Origin of the sequence: Neobacillus niacini, from assembly GCF_030817695.1 — a bacterium.
Classification (GTDB): Bacteria; Bacillota; Bacilli; order Bacillales; family Cytobacillaceae; genus Neobacillus; species Neobacillus niacini_F.
Window position 1 is genome coordinate 1,204,390 of sequence record NZ_JAUSZQ010000002.1, and the last position, 19,182, is coordinate 1,223,571.

Below are 19,182 nucleotides of genomic sequence, written 5' to 3' on the forward strand. Positions count from 1 at the left end.
TATATGAAAATGTGTTAACAAGCCTGACATTCTTTAGAGAAACTAGAAATCAGGATTTGGGAGAAAAAAATAACATATCTTGTAATTTTGCGAAAGATGCACCATTATCTTATACTTACAATGTATAAGCATGTAGAAAGGAAGAGGTTAATATGCAAAAGGTTAGAAAGGCCATTATCCCAGCAGCTGGACTTGGAACACGTTTTTTACCAGCTACCAAAGCAATGCCAAAAGAAATGTTACCCATTGTAGATAGGCCAACGATACAATATATAGTTGAGGAAGCTATTGAATCCGGAATTGAAGATATTATTATTGTGACAGGAAAAGGGAAGAGGGCTATTGAAGATCATTTTGATTATGCTTATGAACTTGAACAAACTTTGCTTGACAAAGGAAAGTTGGAACTATTAGAAAAAGTCCAAGAACCATCGAGAATGGTTGATATTCACTATATAAGACAAAAGGAACCAAAAGGGCTTGGCCATGCTGTATGGTGTGCTCGCAATTTTATTGGAAATGAACCATTTGCTGTGCTATTGGGAGATGATATAGTACAAGCAGAAACTCCTTGTTTGAAACAACTAATTAACGAGTACGATCGAACGCATTCTTCCGTTATCGGGGTTAAAAAAGTACCAGAAGGTGAGACAAATCGATATGGAATTATTGACCCTATTCATCAAGATGGGCGTTCATTTCAGGTTAAAAATTTTGTAGAAAAGCCGCAATTAGGTACAGCTCCATCAAATTTGGCTATTATTGGAAGGTATATTTTCACCCCTGAAATTTTTATGTTCTTAGAAAAGCAGGAAATCGGGGCCGGTGGAGAGATACAGCTAACAGATGCCATACAAAATTTAAATCATATTCAACGTGTTTTTGCCTACGAGTTTGAAGGTGAAAGATATGATGTTGGAGAAAAGCTGGGTTTTATTGAAACTACAATTGAATTTGCACTCCAAAAGGAAGAATTAAGGGATGATTTATTAAAATTTATGGCAAAAAAGCTTGAAAATATATAAACTAATAAAAACATAACTCTCCAGTACATAAAAATCAGGAGGGTTATGTTTTTTTTGTAAAGATCTTGACTTGCTCAATTCTGTTTATGTTTTCTTAAGATAGATGTACAAATTTCTACAAAAAATGTATAATTGGATTTTGGAATATCTATCTTTCTAAAAGGGTGGAATTAATGAATAGACAACTATACCTTAAAAATAAGAAAAAAAAGTTTAAATATAAAAAATTATCACTTGTATTTTTAGTCCTACTTTTAGGTCTTTCAGGTTATATATACTTTCAATATTCACAAGGTTTACAACAAGCATCAGGTAAATCTACGGTTTCTTCTGATGAAACAGTAAAGACAGAATTTAATGGTGCGAAAAAAGAGAAGATGGATAAGGTTAATATCCTTTTATTGGGGGTAGATTCCAGGGGTGAGGAACAGTCACGAACTGACACTATCATGATTGCCCAATATGACCCGGAAAATCATAAGGCTAAACTAGTTTCTCTTATGAGGGATATCTATGTAGAGATTTTCCAAACAATAAAAATTATAAAATAAATACCGCCTATTTTCTAGGTGGACCTGAATTACTTAGACAAACGATTAAGCAAAATTTCGATATTGATATTCATTATTACGCAGTTATAGACTTTAAGGGGTTTGAAGCGGCTGTAGATACGGTTGCTCCAAATGGAATTGAAATAGATGTTGAGAAAAGAATGTCCGAGAAAATTGGTGTCGTTTTACAACCAGGCATACAAGACTTAAATGGAAAAGAGTTACTAGGCTATGCTCGTTTTAGAAGCGATGCTAGTGGTGATTTTGGTCGAGTAGTACGTCAACAAAAGGTTATGAATGCATTAAAGGATGAGATTATTAGTGTTAATGGTGTTGCCAAAATACCAAAATTAGTAGGGACAATTCAGCCGTACATTGATTCAAATTTAGAAGGAATTGACCTACTTGCAGTTGTTAAGGACATTTTCTTAAATCCTCCAGATGATATTGAAACATTACGGATTCCCGTCGATAAATCATATACAATGGGAAGTTATGAACATGCAGGTTCAGTCCTTGAAATTGATTTTGATGTAAATAAACAAGCAATAAATTCATTTATTAATGATGATAAGTTGATTTCACAAAAAGATACTAGCGAATCGAATGAAGAATAAATAGCTTTAAAGAGGGTGTCCTAAGAGCCTTAAGGGCACCCCCTTTTTATGCATTTATAAGGAGTAAGAGAAATTGCTTAATGTTTAAAAGATGCAATAAAAAGCTTACATAATAACTGTAAATCATTTTTTATAGATACCCTGAGAAGGTGTTTAGTTTATAGTACTTAAAAATTAGGATAAAATATAAAAGACTGATTGTGTTTATAAATTAATTCTTTACAAGTCTTCTATTAATTATTAAATTATTTGCTTGAAGGTGTACTGTTGAAAAGTGGAGGTATAAAAGTGAAAAAAAATTTAATACTCTTTTTTAGTATGTTTCTTATTTTGATAATGTTTATTAGTATGTTTTATGCTGCATTTACTGGCAGAAAAGAAAATACTGTAATTAATAATGAAAATGCTCCTGGGGGGGCAAGCACTGAAGTTTTGGAGCAAAATCTTCGCATTAATATCCGTACAGAGCCGCCGCAGTTACACCCTGGTTTAGTAACAGATTCAATTTCTAAATCAGTCCTCCTTCAAACATTTGAAGGATTAACCAGTTTTAACCCCTGGGGTCAAACTATTAATGCAGGGGCTAAGGTTATAAAAATTTCTGATGATCAAAAAACATATACTTTTACTCTTCGAGATACAAAATGGTCAAATGGTGACCCTGTTACGGCGGTTGATTTCGAATATGCTTGGAAATGGGTGTTAGACCCCGCTAATCAGTCAGCAAATGCCCATCAACTCTTTTACATAAAAGGTGCAAAAGCATTTAATGAAGGAAAGGGTGAAGCAAATCAAGTAGGGGTTAACGCAATTAATGACAACACATTGCAAGTTAAACTCGACAATCCAACTCCATACTTTTTAGAACTACTGGCAACGCCTGCTTTTTTTCCTATTCATAGTAAAGTTGCTAGAGAAAATCCATCTTGGGCAAACGGGTCAAGTAATCAGTACATATCTAACGGGCCCTTTAAATTGTCAGAATGGCATCATGGAGAGAAAATCTTTCTTAAAAAGAACAATAATTATTGGGATTCTAATGTTGTAAAATTAAAAGAAATTACTATGTTAATGATAAATGACCCAATCACAGAATTATCTATGTATAACAATGATGAGCTTGATTGGGCTGGCTCTCCTACGGGTTTTCTGCCTATGGGTGGAGTGATGGAAGTTTATGGTGAAGAAGAATTAAATACGAGGGAAGTTGCTGGAATTTACTCTTATAAATTGAATACAACAGTAGAACCTTTCAATAACGTTAATATACGAAAAGCATTTGCTTTAGCTATTAATCGTCAGGAATTAGTTGATTTTGTTGCACTAAAGGGCAAGGTACCTGCTATGTCAATCGTACCGCCAAATATGTCACTAGGTAGTAATAGCCTTTTTAATGATAGTGATGTGAGTAAAGCAAAACAATACATGCAACAGGGCTTAGAGGAGCTCGGGTACAAGGATGTTTCAGAACTTCCAGCTATTACATTATCTATCGGTGCAACTGAAGAAGATATTGCTATTGCTCAAGCAATCCAAAAAATGTGGAAAAATCATTTAGGTATTGATATAAGAATTAAAAATATGGAATTGAAAGAACATATTCAGAATGTTCAAGCTCTAAAATACCAAGTTGTTCAAGATTTATGGATTGGAGACTTTAAGGATCCGATAAATTTCCTTGACATGTATAGGGAAGCAGAGTATAGAAACAATGGGACAGGCTGGGAAAGCAAAAAATTTCAATCACTTTTAGAACAATCAAAAAAAGAACTAGATGTTACCAAACGTCAAGATCTATTAAAAAATGCAGAGGCAGTTTTGATAGATCAGATGCCGGTTATTCCGCTTTACTTTTATTCATATAACTGGCTCCAAAAAGATAACTTAATTAATCCAGATGTTTCTGGATTAGGCCAAATTAAATATAAGTGGGCGTCTTTCCAATAATTTCAATAATCGCAACCAATTCAAAGGGTATAATCCTAATTAGCTAGGAATAATATCCTTTTTATTTGTTTTCTTCCCTTAAAGGCCTTGATCGATTTCGACTCAACTTTATGAATTTAATTTATTTAATTATGTTTATCATTAATGGTTAAATATGCTACAATACATTTTGGACTGAAATTCGATTAAGAGATTACATATGTTAAGTTATTATTTTAATGAAATAAAATAAATATTACCTATAATGAAATAAAATAAATATTACCTATAATGAAATAATATAATAGATAGGGTTAAGGATTTATGGGTTTGATTGGAACAGGAGGAGTTTGCTATAAAGGATAAGCGTTTTTTTGTATCTGGATTAACTTCATTATCAATTCTTTCATTCTTTTTATGCGTATTAGCTGTAACAAGGCAATTTCCGTTTTATCAGTTGTCAAAATTAATTAGCATTAGTTTGATCTTTGTATTTTTATTTTCAATTCCTTTTCTCATTAAGAATTTTATTAAGTGTAATAAAACTGTTAAATATTTATTTATCCTAAATGCTGTATGTTTAGGTTTAATGCTGATATATTCAATTTTTATTCAACACAATAATCTTTCTTTAGCGATTAGATTTTTTATAATATTATTTTTAATACTAGCAGCATTTTATTTACCTCCGAAAAAAGCCTATATTAACATTTTTCTTTTATTAGCTGTTCTTCAAAGTGTCGTTTTAATTGTTTTTGAAATCTATCTTGTTTTATTTGCAGACCCTGCTATTGCAGCAGCAATTCGGGCGAAGGTAATAAATTTACAATTGGGGGATGTCTATACTTATAATCAATATTTTTATCGAATTCAAGTTAAGGGAAATGCTATTTTACCGATTGCCTTTTTAGTAAGTTTATTTGCTGTTCAATCTAAAAGAATTAAAATTTCAACGGCTTCTCTTTTATTTGTCGGGACAGTAGTCGCAGGAAATTTAGCTTTTATTCTTGCCATCTTATTCTTCATTGGTATGTATTGTCTTATTTTACTTTTTTCTAATAAAACAGCATTGGCTTTCTTTAAAAAGCTTTTTAGTACTAGAAAAAGGATTATAACGGTGTCAGTTTCTTTATTATTGATATTTATGATTGCTATCGCCGCTATATATCCATATTTATATGAAGTGTTCGTAAGAAAAATGATTTATTCTATCCCAACCCGCTTTGATCAGGTATTCCACCTCATTGGGGATTTAACGGAAAATACTAAAACTATATTATTTGGTCAGGGATTAGGTAATGTAATTAATGTCATATCAGATTATCGTGATTATAGAAATAACTACTATTTTGAACTGCAAAGTATATATATACTAAACCAAGTAGGTATCCTATACTTTTTGCTGTTCATAGTAACAAAAATAATCTTTGCAATTAAGTTTTGGGGAAATAAATATATTTATTTACTATATGTTTCATACATAGTATATGCTTTCACTAATCCCTATTTATTTGATACTACAAATGTTCTAGTGTTAATTGTGCTAAGTTCATTAAGAAAACATTATTTAAAAACAGGGGATTTAGTGGATAAATAAAGTTATAATATACACCCGGATAATGGACGTATTCAATATTGTTCAATATTCGGGTTTTATCTTGTTCCTGGATTGAACTAATTAATGTGCTCATTGTATTTGTAGCTAAGTTTAAGTAAATATTATAAGTGTTAGACAATGGTGGAATAACCTATGCTATAATAAGACTTTGTATATTATACAATTATTACTTTTTTCTTATTTTAATGGTTAGTGAGGTAAATAATATTGAAATATAAAAAAATTGCTGGGGTATTAGTATGTTATAACCCTAATATTGAAGAGCTAAAAGAATGTGTTTTATCAATTATTCCACAAATAGATAAGCTTTATATTGTTGATAATACCGAAAAACAGTCATACTTAATAAACACTGGTATAATTCAATTGGATAGCAAAATAGAACTCATAGAATTAAAAGAAAATATTGGAATTGCTGCAGCTCAAAATATTGGAATACAAAAGGCATTTGAAAATAATTTTGAGGCGATTCTATTCTTAGATCAAGACTCCAAACCGCCTAAAAATCTTGTAGTGGAATTGTTAAATGGAATAACACAGTTGGAAAACGAAGGAAGTAAAGTGGCCACCATCGGTCCAATGGTCTATAACAGGGATTCAAACAGTGAATATAAATCTTTAATTAATAAGGGAAAAGACATTTCTGATTTTATTGAGAAAGACGCCATAATTAGTTCAGGATCAATCATTTTAAAAGAGGTTTATGAAGATGTAGGAAGATTAGAAAATGAGTTGTTTATTGACGTTGTAGATTTTGAATGGTGCTGGCGTGCCAGGCAAAAAGGATATAAATCATTTATTTCTAAGAAAGTGCGCAATGGAGCATAGATTTGGGCAGAGGTCAATTTCCATTTTGGGAATCTTTAAATTAATCATCCCAAGCCCTATTAGACACTATTATCAATATCGTAATTTAGTTATCCTTTTTCCAAGAAATTATGTTCCAAAATATTGGAAGGTAAGAAGCTGCACTGAAAAAATGATTGAATTGGTTGTTATACCGATATTTGTAGGCCCTAGATTAAAGAGAGTCAAGTTTATGTTCAAAGGGTTAAAACATGGTTTGGTAGGAATTAAAGGGAAAATTCAATGAATTAGGAGTATAAATATGAAATATATTATCTTTGACATATGCGGTACAATATATGATGCTAACACATCCTTTGCCTTTATAGAAAACGTTCTTATTAAATATAGTCGAACTTATAGAACAATATACAAGATACTAAAATCTATACCAGGGAGGATAATTAACAAAATTCTTTTCAAATTCTTTAATTATGATTTATTTAAACAAGTAACTACTAGATTTCTAAGAAATCATTCAGAGGAATTTATAGCGAATTTGTCTAAGGAATTTGTTCTGAATCATCTTAAGCCTAAAGAAAGAAAAGATGTAATAAATTTACTCAATCAGTATAAAGGTGATAAGTGGAAAGTAGTTTTTATTTCGGGGGCATATGATTTCATTGTAAAAGAAGTTGCAAATTTTTATGGGGTAGATGATTATTATGCTTCAACATTGGAAACAAAAAATGGGATATATACTGGCCGATATAAAGATGATATTCTAGATAAAAAACATGTAATCTTTCAATCCAATTTTAAGGATGTCGAAGAGTTGATTGTTGTATCTGATAATAAAACTGACTATGAGCTATTTAAGTTAGCTAAAAATAAATATGTAATAACAAATAAAAGAGATATGGCATTTTGGTCTAAAAAAGATCTTGGTGATGTCCAGTTTATTAAGGTGGGTAGTTAGGTGAAGTTCTCCATTCCATTTCTGTATTATTTTATTACAAGAATAAATTCAATCCCTAAAAAAGTATCCTGGTCGATTGTAAATGTATTTCCAATTTTATGGATTTGTGCAATGATTTCGGATATAAGTGCATTTTTACTATTAATACTATACTTTTTCGGTTTATGTGCAATGATGTCGATTTATGAAGTTGGTTATTTGGAAAATGATATTATTACTACCAAAAACGAGAAGAATCCAACCAAGCGATTAGACGATTATAGCCATAATTTTCTTGAAAAAAATTATAGTAAAATAATACTATTGAAGTATACTATTACTTTGTTAATTTTTATTCTTTTTATAGTAATTATGGTGAGTGCAAATATACAATTGTACATTTATCAGTTTATTTTTTCTTTATTAATATTGAGGGTCATATACTTAATTCATAATAAAATTAGAAATAAGTTCAATATTCTAACCTTTCTAGGTTTAGTTATCTTCAAACACTATTCAATTATTTTGTTGTTCATACCGTTCAATCAATCATTATCTTTACTACTATTATTATTCATTTTATTTTGTGGACAAAGGTTAATCGAATATGGCAGCAAAAAACGGTTTGGCTTAAATATTCATATCGGGAACCTTGATGTGTTTAGAGTTTATTATTTCTTGGTTTGTTTAGTTGGTTATGTATTATACTTTGTTTTTAAAAAGGGTTCGATACAAATATATGAGTTATTAGTTGATGATTTATTTTTCCCTCTTGCACTATACCTGTTTATATTTCGATTATTACTATTATTAGCAGGAAGAGTATTTGGGGTTGTACAGGCTAATGAATAATCCATGAGCCTGGAGAGATATTAAAAAAGCTATTATATCGATTTAAATGATAGAAAAAAGGAGCTTAAAGATAGTGTTTATTAAAATACTAGTTGCCACACACAAATTATATACTATGCCTAATGAAGATATCTATTTGCCAATTCATGTAGGTAGGGAAGGTAAAGAAAATCTTGGATATCAAGGAGATAATACGGGGCAAAACATTTCAACCAAAAATGATAATTATAGCGAACTTACTGCTCTTTATTGGGCGTGGAAAAATTTAGATGCTGATTACGTGGGATTGTGCCATTATAGAAGATATTTCACCAGCAAAGGAAGAATTAGACAAAAAATTTATAAAAATGAAAAGTTTAAATTAATCTTATCAAAAGATGAAATTGAAAGAGCTTTTAAAGAGTATGAAATTATAGTTCCTAAAGAATATTATCTCGGTGGGGATACAGTATGGGCACACTATAATAAATTTCATAATATTGAAGATCTTGAAAATGTAAAAAAAATAATAAAGAATAAGTATCCCGAGTATATGAGTGAGTTTGAAGAGGTAATGTCAAAAAAGGAAATTTACGCTTACAATATGTTTATAACAGATAAGAAAAGTTTTAATGATTATTGCGAGTGGATGTTTAATATCTTATTTGAACTCGAAGCAAACACAGATATTACTTCCTACGATAGTTACCAAAAAAGAATTTATGGATTTATTAGTGAAAGATTATTTAATGTATGGTTACTTAAACATAAGTTGAAGAAAAAAACAGTGAATGTTATAAACATGGAATTATAATTAAAGCGTAAAAATAGCCCCGCATTTTAAATGAGGGGCTATTTTTACGCGATTAGATAGAAACTTATCATAAAAAACTGCACCCCAACATTACAATGGGAGTGCAGTTTTCTTTTTATTTATCTAATTTATCATTCTGTTAATAAAATCTCCAGACACCCAACCTGTAGTTGTAGAATTTGGAAGATATACATTATACCATCCATTCTGTGTCACAGGTACACCATTGACCATAACAGCCTTTAAATATGTCCCTGCAACAGTACTTGCCAGTACGCTTGAGCTCGTAGTAGCACTGCTGCGAATATTTAATGAACCGATACCATGGTTGACTTGTAGTAAATTTTCAACTGAAAGATATCCACCATACATCCAACCAGTTTGTCCGTTGACATTGACTCTAAACCAATGGAAGGCATAATTTCCTGTACTTCCAGGATTATAAGAAACGTCAGTATTGTATCCTAGGATGTTTACCTTAGTATTTTGAGATACAGAACTAATTAATGAGGATGTAACATAAGGTAAGGACCTCATATTTAGAGATGTAGTGTTAACTATATTTGCAACAATACCACTTGGAAAGTTAATAATTGTATCCTCCGGATAAGGAAGGCCAGCTGGTATATCCCGGACTAAAGGAGGTGGAGCGATTGAAGACATTCCAAGTTCACTTGTATTGGAATAATATGAACTATCATATGATTTCATGCTCCTCATAAGATTAGCAATGCCATTCTTCCAATTTTGATCCGTAGCATAGTGTACATTCATACCAGCTAAATTTGGACCCTCAAACCACTTTCCTGATTCATTTAGATAATCAACCCTAACTTGATATGCCACTCTAAAAATACTATCTGGTACAGACTGGAAATAGTAACCACAAGTAAATGGGCAAGAATCATAGGCTCCATATCCATAAAGGTTATTCTTGTAACCTATTAAATCTGAACCGCCCCAGCCAGTTTCCCAAATTGCATGCGCGACTAAATATTGGGCATTTACCCCATATCTGTTTTGAGCGTCAATAAAACTTTGAGCATAAAGCTTAAGAGGACTGTTGGCATAATTTTTGGAATTAAAGAAATTAATAATATCATTTGCTGTAATATTAGATGGTTTCTTTAAATTCAAGGCTAGATAAGGGTTTCCGTTACTAATTGTAATATTAGCAGAAATACTATTAGTATTACCATTTTTACTAGTTTCTCTTACAGTCAAAGTATGTTGTCCATCAGGGAAACTAAATGTATCTAATGCAAATTGGAACTCAGCATTTGCATTGAAGTATTCCGGATAGGCATTTAGTACGTCTGGACGATAGATACCATAATCTGCAAGCCCGATAATTTTACCATCCATTAATACTTCGATTTTTGCAACTCCACTACCATCCAAATACCAACCTCGGACATTGGTTATCCCATTAACAGTTGTACCAGCCTTTGGAGAATCAAGGAATCTGATTGTTGGCAAGTGTTCTAAGTTTTGAACACTTACTGGTATATTTCTTAAAACGGTTAATTTTCCGTTTTTACCTGTTGCTTGAACTGTAATGACATGATCGCCATTTGAAAGCTTCCTAGTATCAAGGTTAAACTGATATTCAGCGTTTGCGTTTTGATATTCTGGATAAGCTTTTAGTACGTCTGGCCGAGAAAAGCCATATTGCGCCTGTCCAATAATACTTCCATCAACCAAAACCTCAACTTTATCAACGCCACTGCCATCTAAAAACCATCCACGTACAGAGGTAATTCCATTAACGATAGAAGAAGCAGTTGGCGAATCAATATAACCAATCCCAGGCATATTAATTAGATTTTGAATGTTCACATTTACACCTTTAAGTTGTGTTGTAGTGCCATTCGTAGCAGTAGATCTAACTGTGATGTTGTGAATACCATTAGAAAAATTTACAGTATTAAGGGAAAACTCATATCCCCCGTTACTGTTTTGATATTCTTGATAGTATTTAAGCACGTCCGACCGGGAACCGCCATATTGAGCTTGACCCACAACATTCCCATCAACCAAAACCTCAACTTTGGAAACTCCACTACCATCTAGAAACCATCCACGTACAGTAGCAGTTCCATTAACTGTAGACCCAGTTACGGGTTCGTCCAACCAACCAACCGCAGGTAAGTTTTGGACATTTATTGACACGCTTCTTAATACGGTGATTTTTCCATTGTTACCCGTTGCCTGAACAGTTAGTGAGTGATACCCGTTGGTAAGCTTCTTTGTATCAAGGTCATATTGATATTCAGCGTTAGCGTTTTGGTATTCAGGATAGGCCTTTAGTACGTCTGGCCTTGCAATACCATATTGAGCCTGTCCAACAATATTACCGTCAATAAGAACCTCAACTTTGGCAACGCCGCTGCCATCTAAAACCCACCCGCGTACACTCGTGGTCCCTTTAACTGTAGAGCCGGCTACAGGTGAATCAATAAAACCTATTCCCGGCAGATTGATCAAATTTTGAACATTCACTGTAACACCTTGTAGGTGCTTAGTGGTGCCATTCAATGCTGTAGATCTAACCGTGATATAATGTGTCCCATTAGATAAATTCTCAGTATTAAGGGTAAATTCATAGCCACCATTACTGTTTTGATATTCTGGATAGTATGTTAGAACGTCAGGCCGCGAGAGGCCGTATTGAGCTTGACCGACAACATCGCCATCGACTAAAACCTCAACTTTAGCAACGCCACTACCATCTATCAACCATCCGCGTACAGTAGAATTTCCACTTACTGTAGTCCCAGTTGCGGGATCGTCCATCCAACCAACAGCTGGCAAGTTTCCGACATTTATTGATACACTTTTTATCACAGTGACATTTCCATTATTCCCTGTTTCCTGAACAGTTAATGAATGATATCCGTTGGTTAGTTTTCTTGTATCGAGATTATATTGATATTCAGCGTTAGCGTTTTGATATTCCGGATAGGCATTTAAAACATCTGGCCTTGGAAGGCCGTACTGTGCCTGCCCAACAATATTACCGTCCACTAGAACCTCAACCTTGGCAACGCCACTGCCATCTAAAACCCAACCGCGTACATTGGTGATGCCGTTAACCGTAGAACCGGATACTGGTGAATCAAGATAACCTATAGTTGGAAGTTGTTGGCTGTTTGCTAGGACTTTACTATTATCAAAAGCTACTAAAATAGTAAAAAAGCAAACTAACAGAAAATATTTAGTTATTTTGTTGCTAATTTGAAGCTCCCCCCTAATATTAAATTAATCTATCAAAAATATTACAAAATTAATAATAGCAAATTATGTCGAACTAAACAATTGATAGAGTTAAATTCTTTTAGGCAATGTTTGTAATTGGGGTTGATGTTTTTACTTATAAAAAAAAGGAGGTACCCTTAATGTTGGGTTCCTCCATTCTTATTTATTTATCCGCAAATTCTTTTTCAACAGTGGTTAGTGCTGCACCGATTACTTGATGCATATCGTAGTACTTGTATGTGGCAAGTCTTCCGCCGAAAATTACATTTTTTTCCTCGTCGGCTAATTCTTTATATTTATTATATAGTTCATTATTTCTCTGATCATTGATTGGATAGTAAGGTTCGTCTCCTGACTTCCATTCAGTTGGATATTCCTTCGTAATAACTGTTTTTTCTTGTGTTCCAAATTCAAAGTGTTTATGCTCAATAACCCTTGTATAGGGAGTTTCTCGGTCAGTATAATTGACTACAGCATTCCCTTGATAATTTTCAGTATTTACTATTGTAGTTTCAAACTGTAGGCTGCGGTATTCCAAAACTCCATATTTATAATTATAATATTGATCAATCATCCCTGTGAAAAGTGTTTTTTTCGCAAGAGCTTCTAACTCTTCGCGATTTTCAAAGAAATCAATTTCAAGTCGGATATCACTGCCTTCGAGCATCTTTTCAATAATTTTGTTATAGCCGCCTATTGGAATACCTTGGTATCGGTCATTAAAATAATTATTATCATAAGTAAATCTTACCGGAAGCCTTTTAATAATAAATGCTGGTAGATCCTTTGCAGAGCGTCCCCACTGCTTTTCTGTATATCCTTTAACTAACTTTTCGTAAATATCCGTTCCGATTAGTGAAATGGCTTGTTCCTCTAAGTTTTGTGGTTCTGTTATACCAGCTTCTTTTTTTTGTTCTTCAATTTTATCCTTTGCTTCTTGCGGAGTAATTACACCCCACAATTTATTAAATGTATTCATGTTGAACGGCATATTGTAAATTTCACCTTTATAATTAGCAACCGGAGAATTAGTATAACGATTGAACTCCACGAAATTATTTACATAATCCCATATCTTTTTATTATTTGTGTGAAATATATGAGCTCCATATTTATGTACATTAATTCCCTCGGTATTTTCACAATAAATATTTCCGCCTATATGCGAACGTTTATCAATTACTAGACATTTCTTTCCTCTTTTAGTTGCTTCATGAGCAAAAACACTACCAAACAATCCTGCTCCAACAATTAAATAATCATACATAGTATAATCCTACCTTTTTATAAAGATTTTATTTTTTACATCTAAAAGGAATTTATCTTTCATTATTAAAAGTAATAATGAATAGGTGGCTAATCCTATTGCGAGTTGTATTATTGTTTTCAATATAGGTGATACATTTACATATATTCCTAATAATAGTATGACACCCCCCATTACAATACTAGAAAAAAGGTAAGGTGAATTCTCTTTAATAATTTGCTTTAAATGAATGTATTCTTTAACAAAAATAAATTGTACAATGGTTACGGTAATCTCTGCAAGGACGGTAGCAATAGCTGCACCTACACTGTCAAAAAAGGGAATTAACGCAATATTTGTTAATATACTCACAGCTGCACCAATTGTAACTGAAATGGTTAACTTATTTTGTTGGTTTGTAGGTAATAATATTTGCATTCCAAACACAGATGAAAGTCCAATTATGATAACAATGGGACTTAATAAAATTAAAATCAATCCTACTTTTTCGTAACCAGGTCCGAAAAACCACCCAACAAAATTATTAGCAATACATGCTAATCCAATGCACATTGGAATCGTCATAAATAGGATAAATTTTAAAACATAGTCGACGTAATATTTAAACTTGTCCTTATTTCCTTGGTTAAATTCCGAAGAAATTCTTGGTAACATCACTGTTACAACCGAAGTAACTAATGCTAATGACATTTTTACAATTTTTAAACCCTGATCATACATTGCCACTTCTTCCTCATTGGATAGTGTACCTAATATTATTTTGTCTAAAACAACATACAATTGAATGATGATTTGAGGTATAAAAATCACAAAGATAGGTTTTAAATGAAGTAATACATTTTTTTTCCCAAATCTGGGTAAGCCTATGTACTCTTTGGATTGAACCCATAGAATCAATTGCCCTATCAAATTAGTTAGGGCATTAATAGCGATATATGTTATTAAATCATCTTGGTCTTTTACAAAGATAAAAATTAAAGCAACTCCTGCTACCTTTGTAAGGGTGTTTCTTATGACTGTTTTTTTAAGCTCCTCTAACCCGATAAACAGCCAGGAAATATCTACCATAGCAGCAATGATATTAAACCATTGTAAAAAATAGATTAAAGATTGGTCTTTAAAAAATATATGAATCATTAAAAGGAATATCAATGAACAAAGTAATGATGCAATAAGTTGAATTAAATAAATTGACCAAAATTCTACTGAAATTTTTTCTTTCCCTTGAATTTTTGCAATAGCAATTTGTTTACTTCCATAAAGGGGAATTCCTAAAACGGCAAAAAGTACAAAAATTTGGGCTACAGAAAGAGAGTACGCACTTACTCCAAGACCATCAGGGCTTAGAACCCTTGCTACGTATGGCATGGTGATAAATGGGATGATAAGAATCAGTATTTGATAAAAAGAGTTAAAGAGATAATTTGATATTAATTTGCTCATAAACAAGTTCCTTTTCATAAAAACAAAAATTATTTACTTTAGTAAAATTATTGAATTTTTTGCCTCTTTATATTTACTCCTAATTAATAAATGGTTCTTCATCACATTAATTTAACATTTAGTAACTTAAAAAGCTACCTTGATATTCATATCATGGTTCTTTTGAACTTTTTGCACAAATCTAATTTGTTATAACATATTTTTTTTGATGATTTCAACGATAGATTAAACCTCCTTGATATATATTGAAGTGCCGATTATAGTATTAATTGATGAAAATTGATTTATTGATGATTTGATTTTTTCTTTCTTTTAGACCAAGATAGTAGGATAATGAATTTGTTTTTACATAGAGAGTGGAGATGAGACCATGAAATTTTCTGTTCTTATGTCAGTTTATTATAAAGAGAATCCAGATTTTTTTGACAAGGCACTTGAGAGTACCATCAATCAAACCTTAAAACCAAATGAAATCGTAATCGTTTTAGATGGTAAACTAACAACGGAATTATATGATTTATTAGATAAATATAAAACAAAGTTCCCCGGTTTGATTAATACCATCCAGCTTGAACAGAATGTAGGATTAGGGAAGGCTTTAGAGTTTGGTATCAATAATTGTAAATATGATTTAATTGCAAGAATGGATAGCGATGATATCTGTGTTCCCGAGAGGTTTGAAAAACAAATTAATTTTATGGTTAAAAATCCAGATGTTAAAGTACTTGGCTCCTGGATTGGGGAGTTTGAACATGATCCAGAGGTAATAGAATCGGTTAGAAAAGTTCCGGTTGAATATGACGAAATACTTAAATATGCAAAAACCAGATCTCCTTTAAATCATATGACTGTTGTATATTGGAAAAATTGTGTCATTGAGGCGGGGAATTATCAAACTTTATTGATGAATGAAGATTATTACTTGTGGGTTCGTATGTTAAATAAGGGTTTTAAAATGATGAATATACCTGAAATCTTGGTGTTAGCACGTGCTGGTTCAGACATGTTTAAAAGACGCGGAGGATTAAGATATATTCAAAGTGAACGGCAGTTACAGAAAACATTTCTAGAAATGAATTTTATTGATAGGAAAATTTTCCTCTTTAATATTGCTACTAGAGGATTAGTAAGGTTGCTTCCGAATTCAATCAGAGGTTTTATATATAAAACATTGCTAAGAAAATAATAACGCCTTGAAAAACGATAGTTAATTGAAAAGAAAGAGGATTTTTAAATATGAAGGGAAATTTACAATTAAAAATATCTATTGCAATGTGTACGTATAACGGCGAAGAATTTATCAGGGAGCAATTAGATAGTTTTTTAAATCAAACACGATTGCCTGACGAATTGATAATTTGTGATGATCGTTCGAATGATAATACTATTCAAATTATTAAAGAGTTTGAGAAGAGAGCGCCATTTAAGGTCGAATTAATTATCAATGAAAAACAGCTAGGGAGTACGAAAAATTTTGAAAAGGCATTATTACATTGCCGAGGTGATATCATTTTTCTGGCGGATCAGGATGATGTATGGGATAAAAGAAAATTATCTCTAATCGAAGAAAAATTTATTGAAAATGACAGGGTAGGAATGGTTTTTACTGATGCGGCAATGGTTGACCATAATCTTAACTATTTAGGGAATACTTTATGGGAATCTATTTCTTTTACCCCAAAAGCACAAAAGCAATTCCCTACTAATGCCTTTGATGTTTTTATTCGGGAAAATGTTGTTACAGGTGCAACTATGGCATTTAGATCCAAATATACTGATATGATGATGCCTTTTAGTGAAGAGTGGATTCATGATGCATGGATGGCTATTATTCTCGCAGCAAGTAAAGGTATATTAATTGAAATTATTGATAAACCGTTGATTATGTACCGACAGCACTCAAATAATCAGCTTGGAGCAGTTAAGAGGGACTTAAAGAAAAAAATCGCAGATGCGAAAACAAAAAAAGTAATGAAAAATACACAATATAGTGATGTTGAAGAATTTTTAATTCAGAACAAGGTAAATGTTAAGGATAATGTGTTACAAATGCTAAAAGGCAAGCAAAAACACACCGAGCATCGTAATAATCTTCCTGGGAATTTTTTTAAAAGGACTTTAAAAGTTGCTAAAGAAGCTGGGTTACTACATTATTCGAAGTATTCAAATGGTTACAGAAGTATAGTAAAAGATATTTTATATAAATAAAATAAATACTCAATACACGAACCCAAGAGGTAAGTTACATGAAAACAACCATCATTCTCGTTGTCTATAAATCCAAGTTAGAAGATTCAAATACATATACATCGTTGTTATCAGTATTAAATAATAATCAATCTTTAAAAAAAGATTTAAGTATTGTTATTTATGATAACAGTCCAGAAAAACAGGAATTGCCTACAAATAATCAAGCGTTAGAAGTTTCATATGTACACGATCCAAGGAATTTAGGGCTTGCAACAGCATATAACTTTGCCTATCAACTCAGTTTAAAAAATAAAAGCGAATGGTTATTGCTCCTGGATCATGACACAACATTGAATGAGGATTATGTGAAAGCAATATTAAAAGTTGATAAATCCATTCCGGATCAAATTGCAGCTGTAGTCCCAAAAGTAGTAAGCAAAAATATCATGATTTCTCCTGTTACGAGTCTTTCACTCCTTCCGTTGCTAGAAGAAAGACCAACTCCGGGGTTACAAACTTCACCTATAATGGCAATAAATTCTGGAGCACTTATTAAAATTGATTTTCTTAAACAAATAGGTGGATTCACAGAAGAATTTCCTTTAGATTACTTAGATCATTGGTTGTTTTATAAAATTTACAATACTGGACATAAAGTGCTACTACTTGATGGTGTAGAATTACAACACGAATTATCTGTAATGGACTTTGGTAGTATTTCCAGCGCCCGATATCGAAGCATATTAGATTCAGAAATTAAGTATTATAAAAATTATCGCAAGGAATTATTCCCCGCTTATAAGAAGCTTATGGTGAGGCGATTAATTAGACAAATCTTAATAGAAAAAAATAAAAAAATTGCAGCCTACACACTTCGCAGGCTTTTTTCCTTGTAAACGGATGACATAAAAAATTTTGTCTTTTTAAGGTGATATCTATATAATAAGTGAGGTAGTATGGCGAAATTTGTATTTATTTGTAAAATTCATTTTATAATTGAGGAGTTGTCTTGTTAATGAAAGGAATTATTCTAGCTGGTGGAAGTGGGACACGTCTATATCCATTAACAAAAGTTGTGTCAAAACAATTATTACCAGTTTACGACAAGCCTATGATATATTATCCACTTTCTGTTCTTATGTTAGCTGGTATTAAGGATATTTTAATTATTTCCACCCCGGAAGATACTGCAAGGTTTGAACAAATTTTAGGTGATGGGTCAGATTTAGGGATGAATTTTTCGTATAAGATTCAGCCGCACCCAGGCGGGTTGGCACAAGCCTTTTTAATTGGTGAAGAATTCATTGGAGACGACAATGTTGCCCTAGTTCTTGGTGACAATATTTTTTATGGTCACGGCTTAACTGATTTATTAAGAAAAGCTGCTTCACGAGAAACTGGTGCATCCGTATTTGGATATTATGTAAATGACCCAGAGCGGTTTGGTGTTGTTGAATTTAATGAGAAAGGTAAAGCTGTTTCCATTGAAGAAAAGCCAACGGTTCCTAAGTCAAACTATGCTGTCACGGGTTTATATTTCTATGATAATCGTGTAGTTAATATTGCAAAGAATATCCAGCCGTCTCCCCGTGGTGAACTTGAGATTACGGATATTAACAAGGCATACTTAGAGATGGGTGAACTGAATGTGGAGTTGCTCGGCCGTGGTTATGCATGGTTAGACACAGGTACACATGCCTCATTGTTAGAAGCTTCACAATTTATTGAAACGGTTGAAAAAAGGCAATCATTAAAAATTGCTTGTTTAGAAGAAATTGCATATAAAATGGGCTATATTACAAAAGATAAGTTATTAGAGTTAGCGGAGCCATTGATGAAAAATCAATATGGTCAATACTTAGTAAAAGTAGCAACTCAAGGATTGAAATGAGGTATAA

At 32.2% G+C, this 19,182-nt stretch carries 14 protein-coding genes and 1 pseudogene; 12 read left to right on the forward strand and 3 right to left on the reverse strand.

The window, feature by feature from the left end:
• Window positions 1-152 precede the first annotated feature (152 nt).
• From galU to QFZ28_RS06230, 8 genes and pseudogenes are all read left to right on the forward strand, one after another.
• Window positions 153-1,025 carry a UTP--glucose-1-phosphate uridylyltransferase GalU gene (galU, locus tag QFZ28_RS06190; RefSeq protein WP_307193839.1) on the forward strand — a complete coding sequence of 291 codons (873 nt, stop codon included), beginning with the start codon at window positions 153-155 and terminating at the stop codon, window positions 1,023-1,025.
• Window positions 1,026-1,474: 449 nt separating this feature from the next.
• Window positions 1,475-2,193, forward strand: a pseudogene (locus QFZ28_RS06200) (LCP family protein).
• A 288-nt stretch (window positions 2,194-2,481) separates the two neighbouring features.
• The gene (locus QFZ28_RS06205) at window positions 2,482-4,140 is read left to right on the forward strand and encodes a peptide ABC transporter substrate-binding protein (RefSeq protein WP_307193841.1); all 1,659 of its coding nucleotides are present in this window, start codon (window positions 2,482-2,484) and stop codon (window positions 4,138-4,140) included.
• Window positions 4,141-4,453: 313 nt separating this feature from the next.
• Window positions 4,454-5,716, forward strand: coding sequence for a hypothetical protein (locus tag QFZ28_RS06210; RefSeq protein WP_307193842.1), 1,263 nt, complete (start codon window positions 4,454-4,456; stop codon window positions 5,714-5,716).
• Window positions 5,717-5,944: 228 nt separating this feature from the next.
• Window positions 5,945-6,565 carry a glycosyltransferase family 2 protein gene (locus QFZ28_RS06215; protein WP_307193843.1) on the forward strand — a complete coding sequence of 207 codons (621 nt, stop codon included), beginning with the start codon at window positions 5,945-5,947 and terminating at the stop codon, window positions 6,563-6,565.
• Between the two features lie 280 nt (window positions 6,566-6,845).
• Window positions 6,846-7,502: an HAD family hydrolase gene (locus tag QFZ28_RS06220; RefSeq protein ID WP_307193844.1), complete on the forward strand. Its 657-nt coding sequence runs from the start codon at window positions 6,846-6,848 to the stop codon at window positions 7,500-7,502.
• A 504-nt stretch (window positions 7,503-8,006) separates the two neighbouring features.
• Entirely contained in the window at window positions 8,007-8,333 is a 327-nt protein-coding gene (locus QFZ28_RS06225; RefSeq protein WP_307193845.1) for a hypothetical protein, read from the forward strand.
• A gap of 46 nt (window positions 8,334-8,379) precedes the next feature.
• Window positions 8,380-9,126 carry a DUF4422 domain-containing protein gene (locus QFZ28_RS06230; protein WP_307193846.1) on the forward strand — a complete coding sequence of 249 codons (747 nt, stop codon included), beginning with the start codon at window positions 8,380-8,382 and terminating at the stop codon, window positions 9,124-9,126.
• Window positions 9,127-9,249: 123 nt separating this feature from the next.
• Here the strand turns inward: QFZ28_RS06230 and QFZ28_RS06235 are convergent, their stop codons facing one another.
• The 3 genes from QFZ28_RS06235 to QFZ28_RS06245 all read right to left on the reverse strand — a co-directional run bounded on the left by QFZ28_RS06235 (window position 9,250) and on the right by QFZ28_RS06245 (window position 15,094).
• Complete coding sequence (locus QFZ28_RS06235) at window positions 9,250-12,381, reverse strand: Ig-like domain-containing protein (protein WP_307196962.1); 3,132 nt, start codon at window positions 12,379-12,381, stop codon at window positions 9,250-9,252.
• 166 nt (window positions 12,382-12,547) lie between these two features.
• Window positions 12,548-13,651 carry a UDP-galactopyranose mutase gene (glf, locus tag QFZ28_RS06240; RefSeq protein ID WP_307193847.1) on the reverse strand — a complete coding sequence of 368 codons (1,104 nt, stop codon included), beginning with the start codon at window positions 13,649-13,651 and terminating at the stop codon, window positions 12,548-12,550.
• 9 nt (window positions 13,652-13,660) lie between these two features.
• Window positions 13,661-15,094: a flippase gene (locus QFZ28_RS06245; protein ID WP_307193848.1), complete on the reverse strand. Its 1,434-nt coding sequence runs from the start codon at window positions 15,092-15,094 to the stop codon at window positions 13,661-13,663.
• A 370-nt stretch (window positions 15,095-15,464) separates the two neighbouring features.
• Here QFZ28_RS06245 and QFZ28_RS06250 point away from each other — a divergent pair, with 370 nt between their 5' ends.
• The 4 genes from QFZ28_RS06250 to rfbA all read left to right on the forward strand — a co-directional run bounded on the left by QFZ28_RS06250 (window position 15,465) and on the right by rfbA (window position 19,175).
• On the forward strand, window positions 15,465-16,280 hold the full coding sequence (locus QFZ28_RS06250; protein WP_307193849.1) for a glycosyltransferase: 816 nt from the start codon (window positions 15,465-15,467) through the stop codon (window positions 16,278-16,280).
• A gap of 50 nt (window positions 16,281-16,330) precedes the next feature.
• Window positions 16,331-17,302 (forward strand): glycosyltransferase family 2 protein, encoded by a 972-nt coding sequence (locus tag QFZ28_RS06255; RefSeq protein WP_307193850.1) that lies wholly within the window; start codon window positions 16,331-16,333, stop codon window positions 17,300-17,302.
• A 38-nt stretch (window positions 17,303-17,340) separates the two neighbouring features.
• Window positions 17,341-18,180 carry a glycosyltransferase gene (locus QFZ28_RS06260; protein WP_307193851.1) on the forward strand — a complete coding sequence of 280 codons (840 nt, stop codon included), beginning with the start codon at window positions 17,341-17,343 and terminating at the stop codon, window positions 18,178-18,180.
• 119 nt (window positions 18,181-18,299) lie between these two features.
• Window positions 18,300-19,175 carry a glucose-1-phosphate thymidylyltransferase RfbA gene (gene rfbA / locus QFZ28_RS06265; protein WP_307193852.1) on the forward strand — a complete coding sequence of 292 codons (876 nt, stop codon included), beginning with the start codon at window positions 18,300-18,302 and terminating at the stop codon, window positions 19,173-19,175.
• The last annotated feature ends 7 nt before the right edge of the window (window positions 19,176-19,182 follow it).

Bases quoted from the DNA above. Each gene is read 5' to 3' on its own strand.
- rfbA (WP_307193852.1), top strand. From the start codon at position 18,300: ATGAAAGGAATTATTCTAGCTGGTGGAAGTGGGACACGTCTATATCCA.
- QFZ28_RS06230 (WP_307193846.1), top strand. From the start codon at position 8,380: ATGATAGAAAAAAGGAGCTTAAAGATAGTGTTTATTAAAATACTAGTT.
- glf (WP_307193847.1), bottom strand. From the start codon at position 13,651: ATGTATGATTATTTAATTGTTGGAGCAGGATTGTTTGGTAGTGTTTTT.
- QFZ28_RS06220 (WP_307193844.1), top strand. From the start codon at position 6,846: ATGAAATATATTATCTTTGACATATGCGGTACAATATATGATGCTAAC.
- galU (WP_307193839.1), top strand. From the start codon at position 153: ATGCAAAAGGTTAGAAAGGCCATTATCCCAGCAGCTGGACTTGGAACA.
- QFZ28_RS06255 (WP_307193850.1), top strand. From the start codon at position 16,331: ATGAAGGGAAATTTACAATTAAAAATATCTATTGCAATGTGTACGTAT.
- QFZ28_RS06260 (WP_307193851.1), top strand. From the start codon at position 17,341: ATGAAAACAACCATCATTCTCGTTGTCTATAAATCCAAGTTAGAAGAT.
- QFZ28_RS06250 (WP_307193849.1), top strand. From the start codon at position 15,465: ATGAAATTTTCTGTTCTTATGTCAGTTTATTATAAAGAGAATCCAGAT.
- QFZ28_RS06245 (WP_307193848.1), bottom strand. From the start codon at position 15,094: ATGAGCAAATTAATATCAAATTATCTCTTTAACTCTTTTTATCAAATA.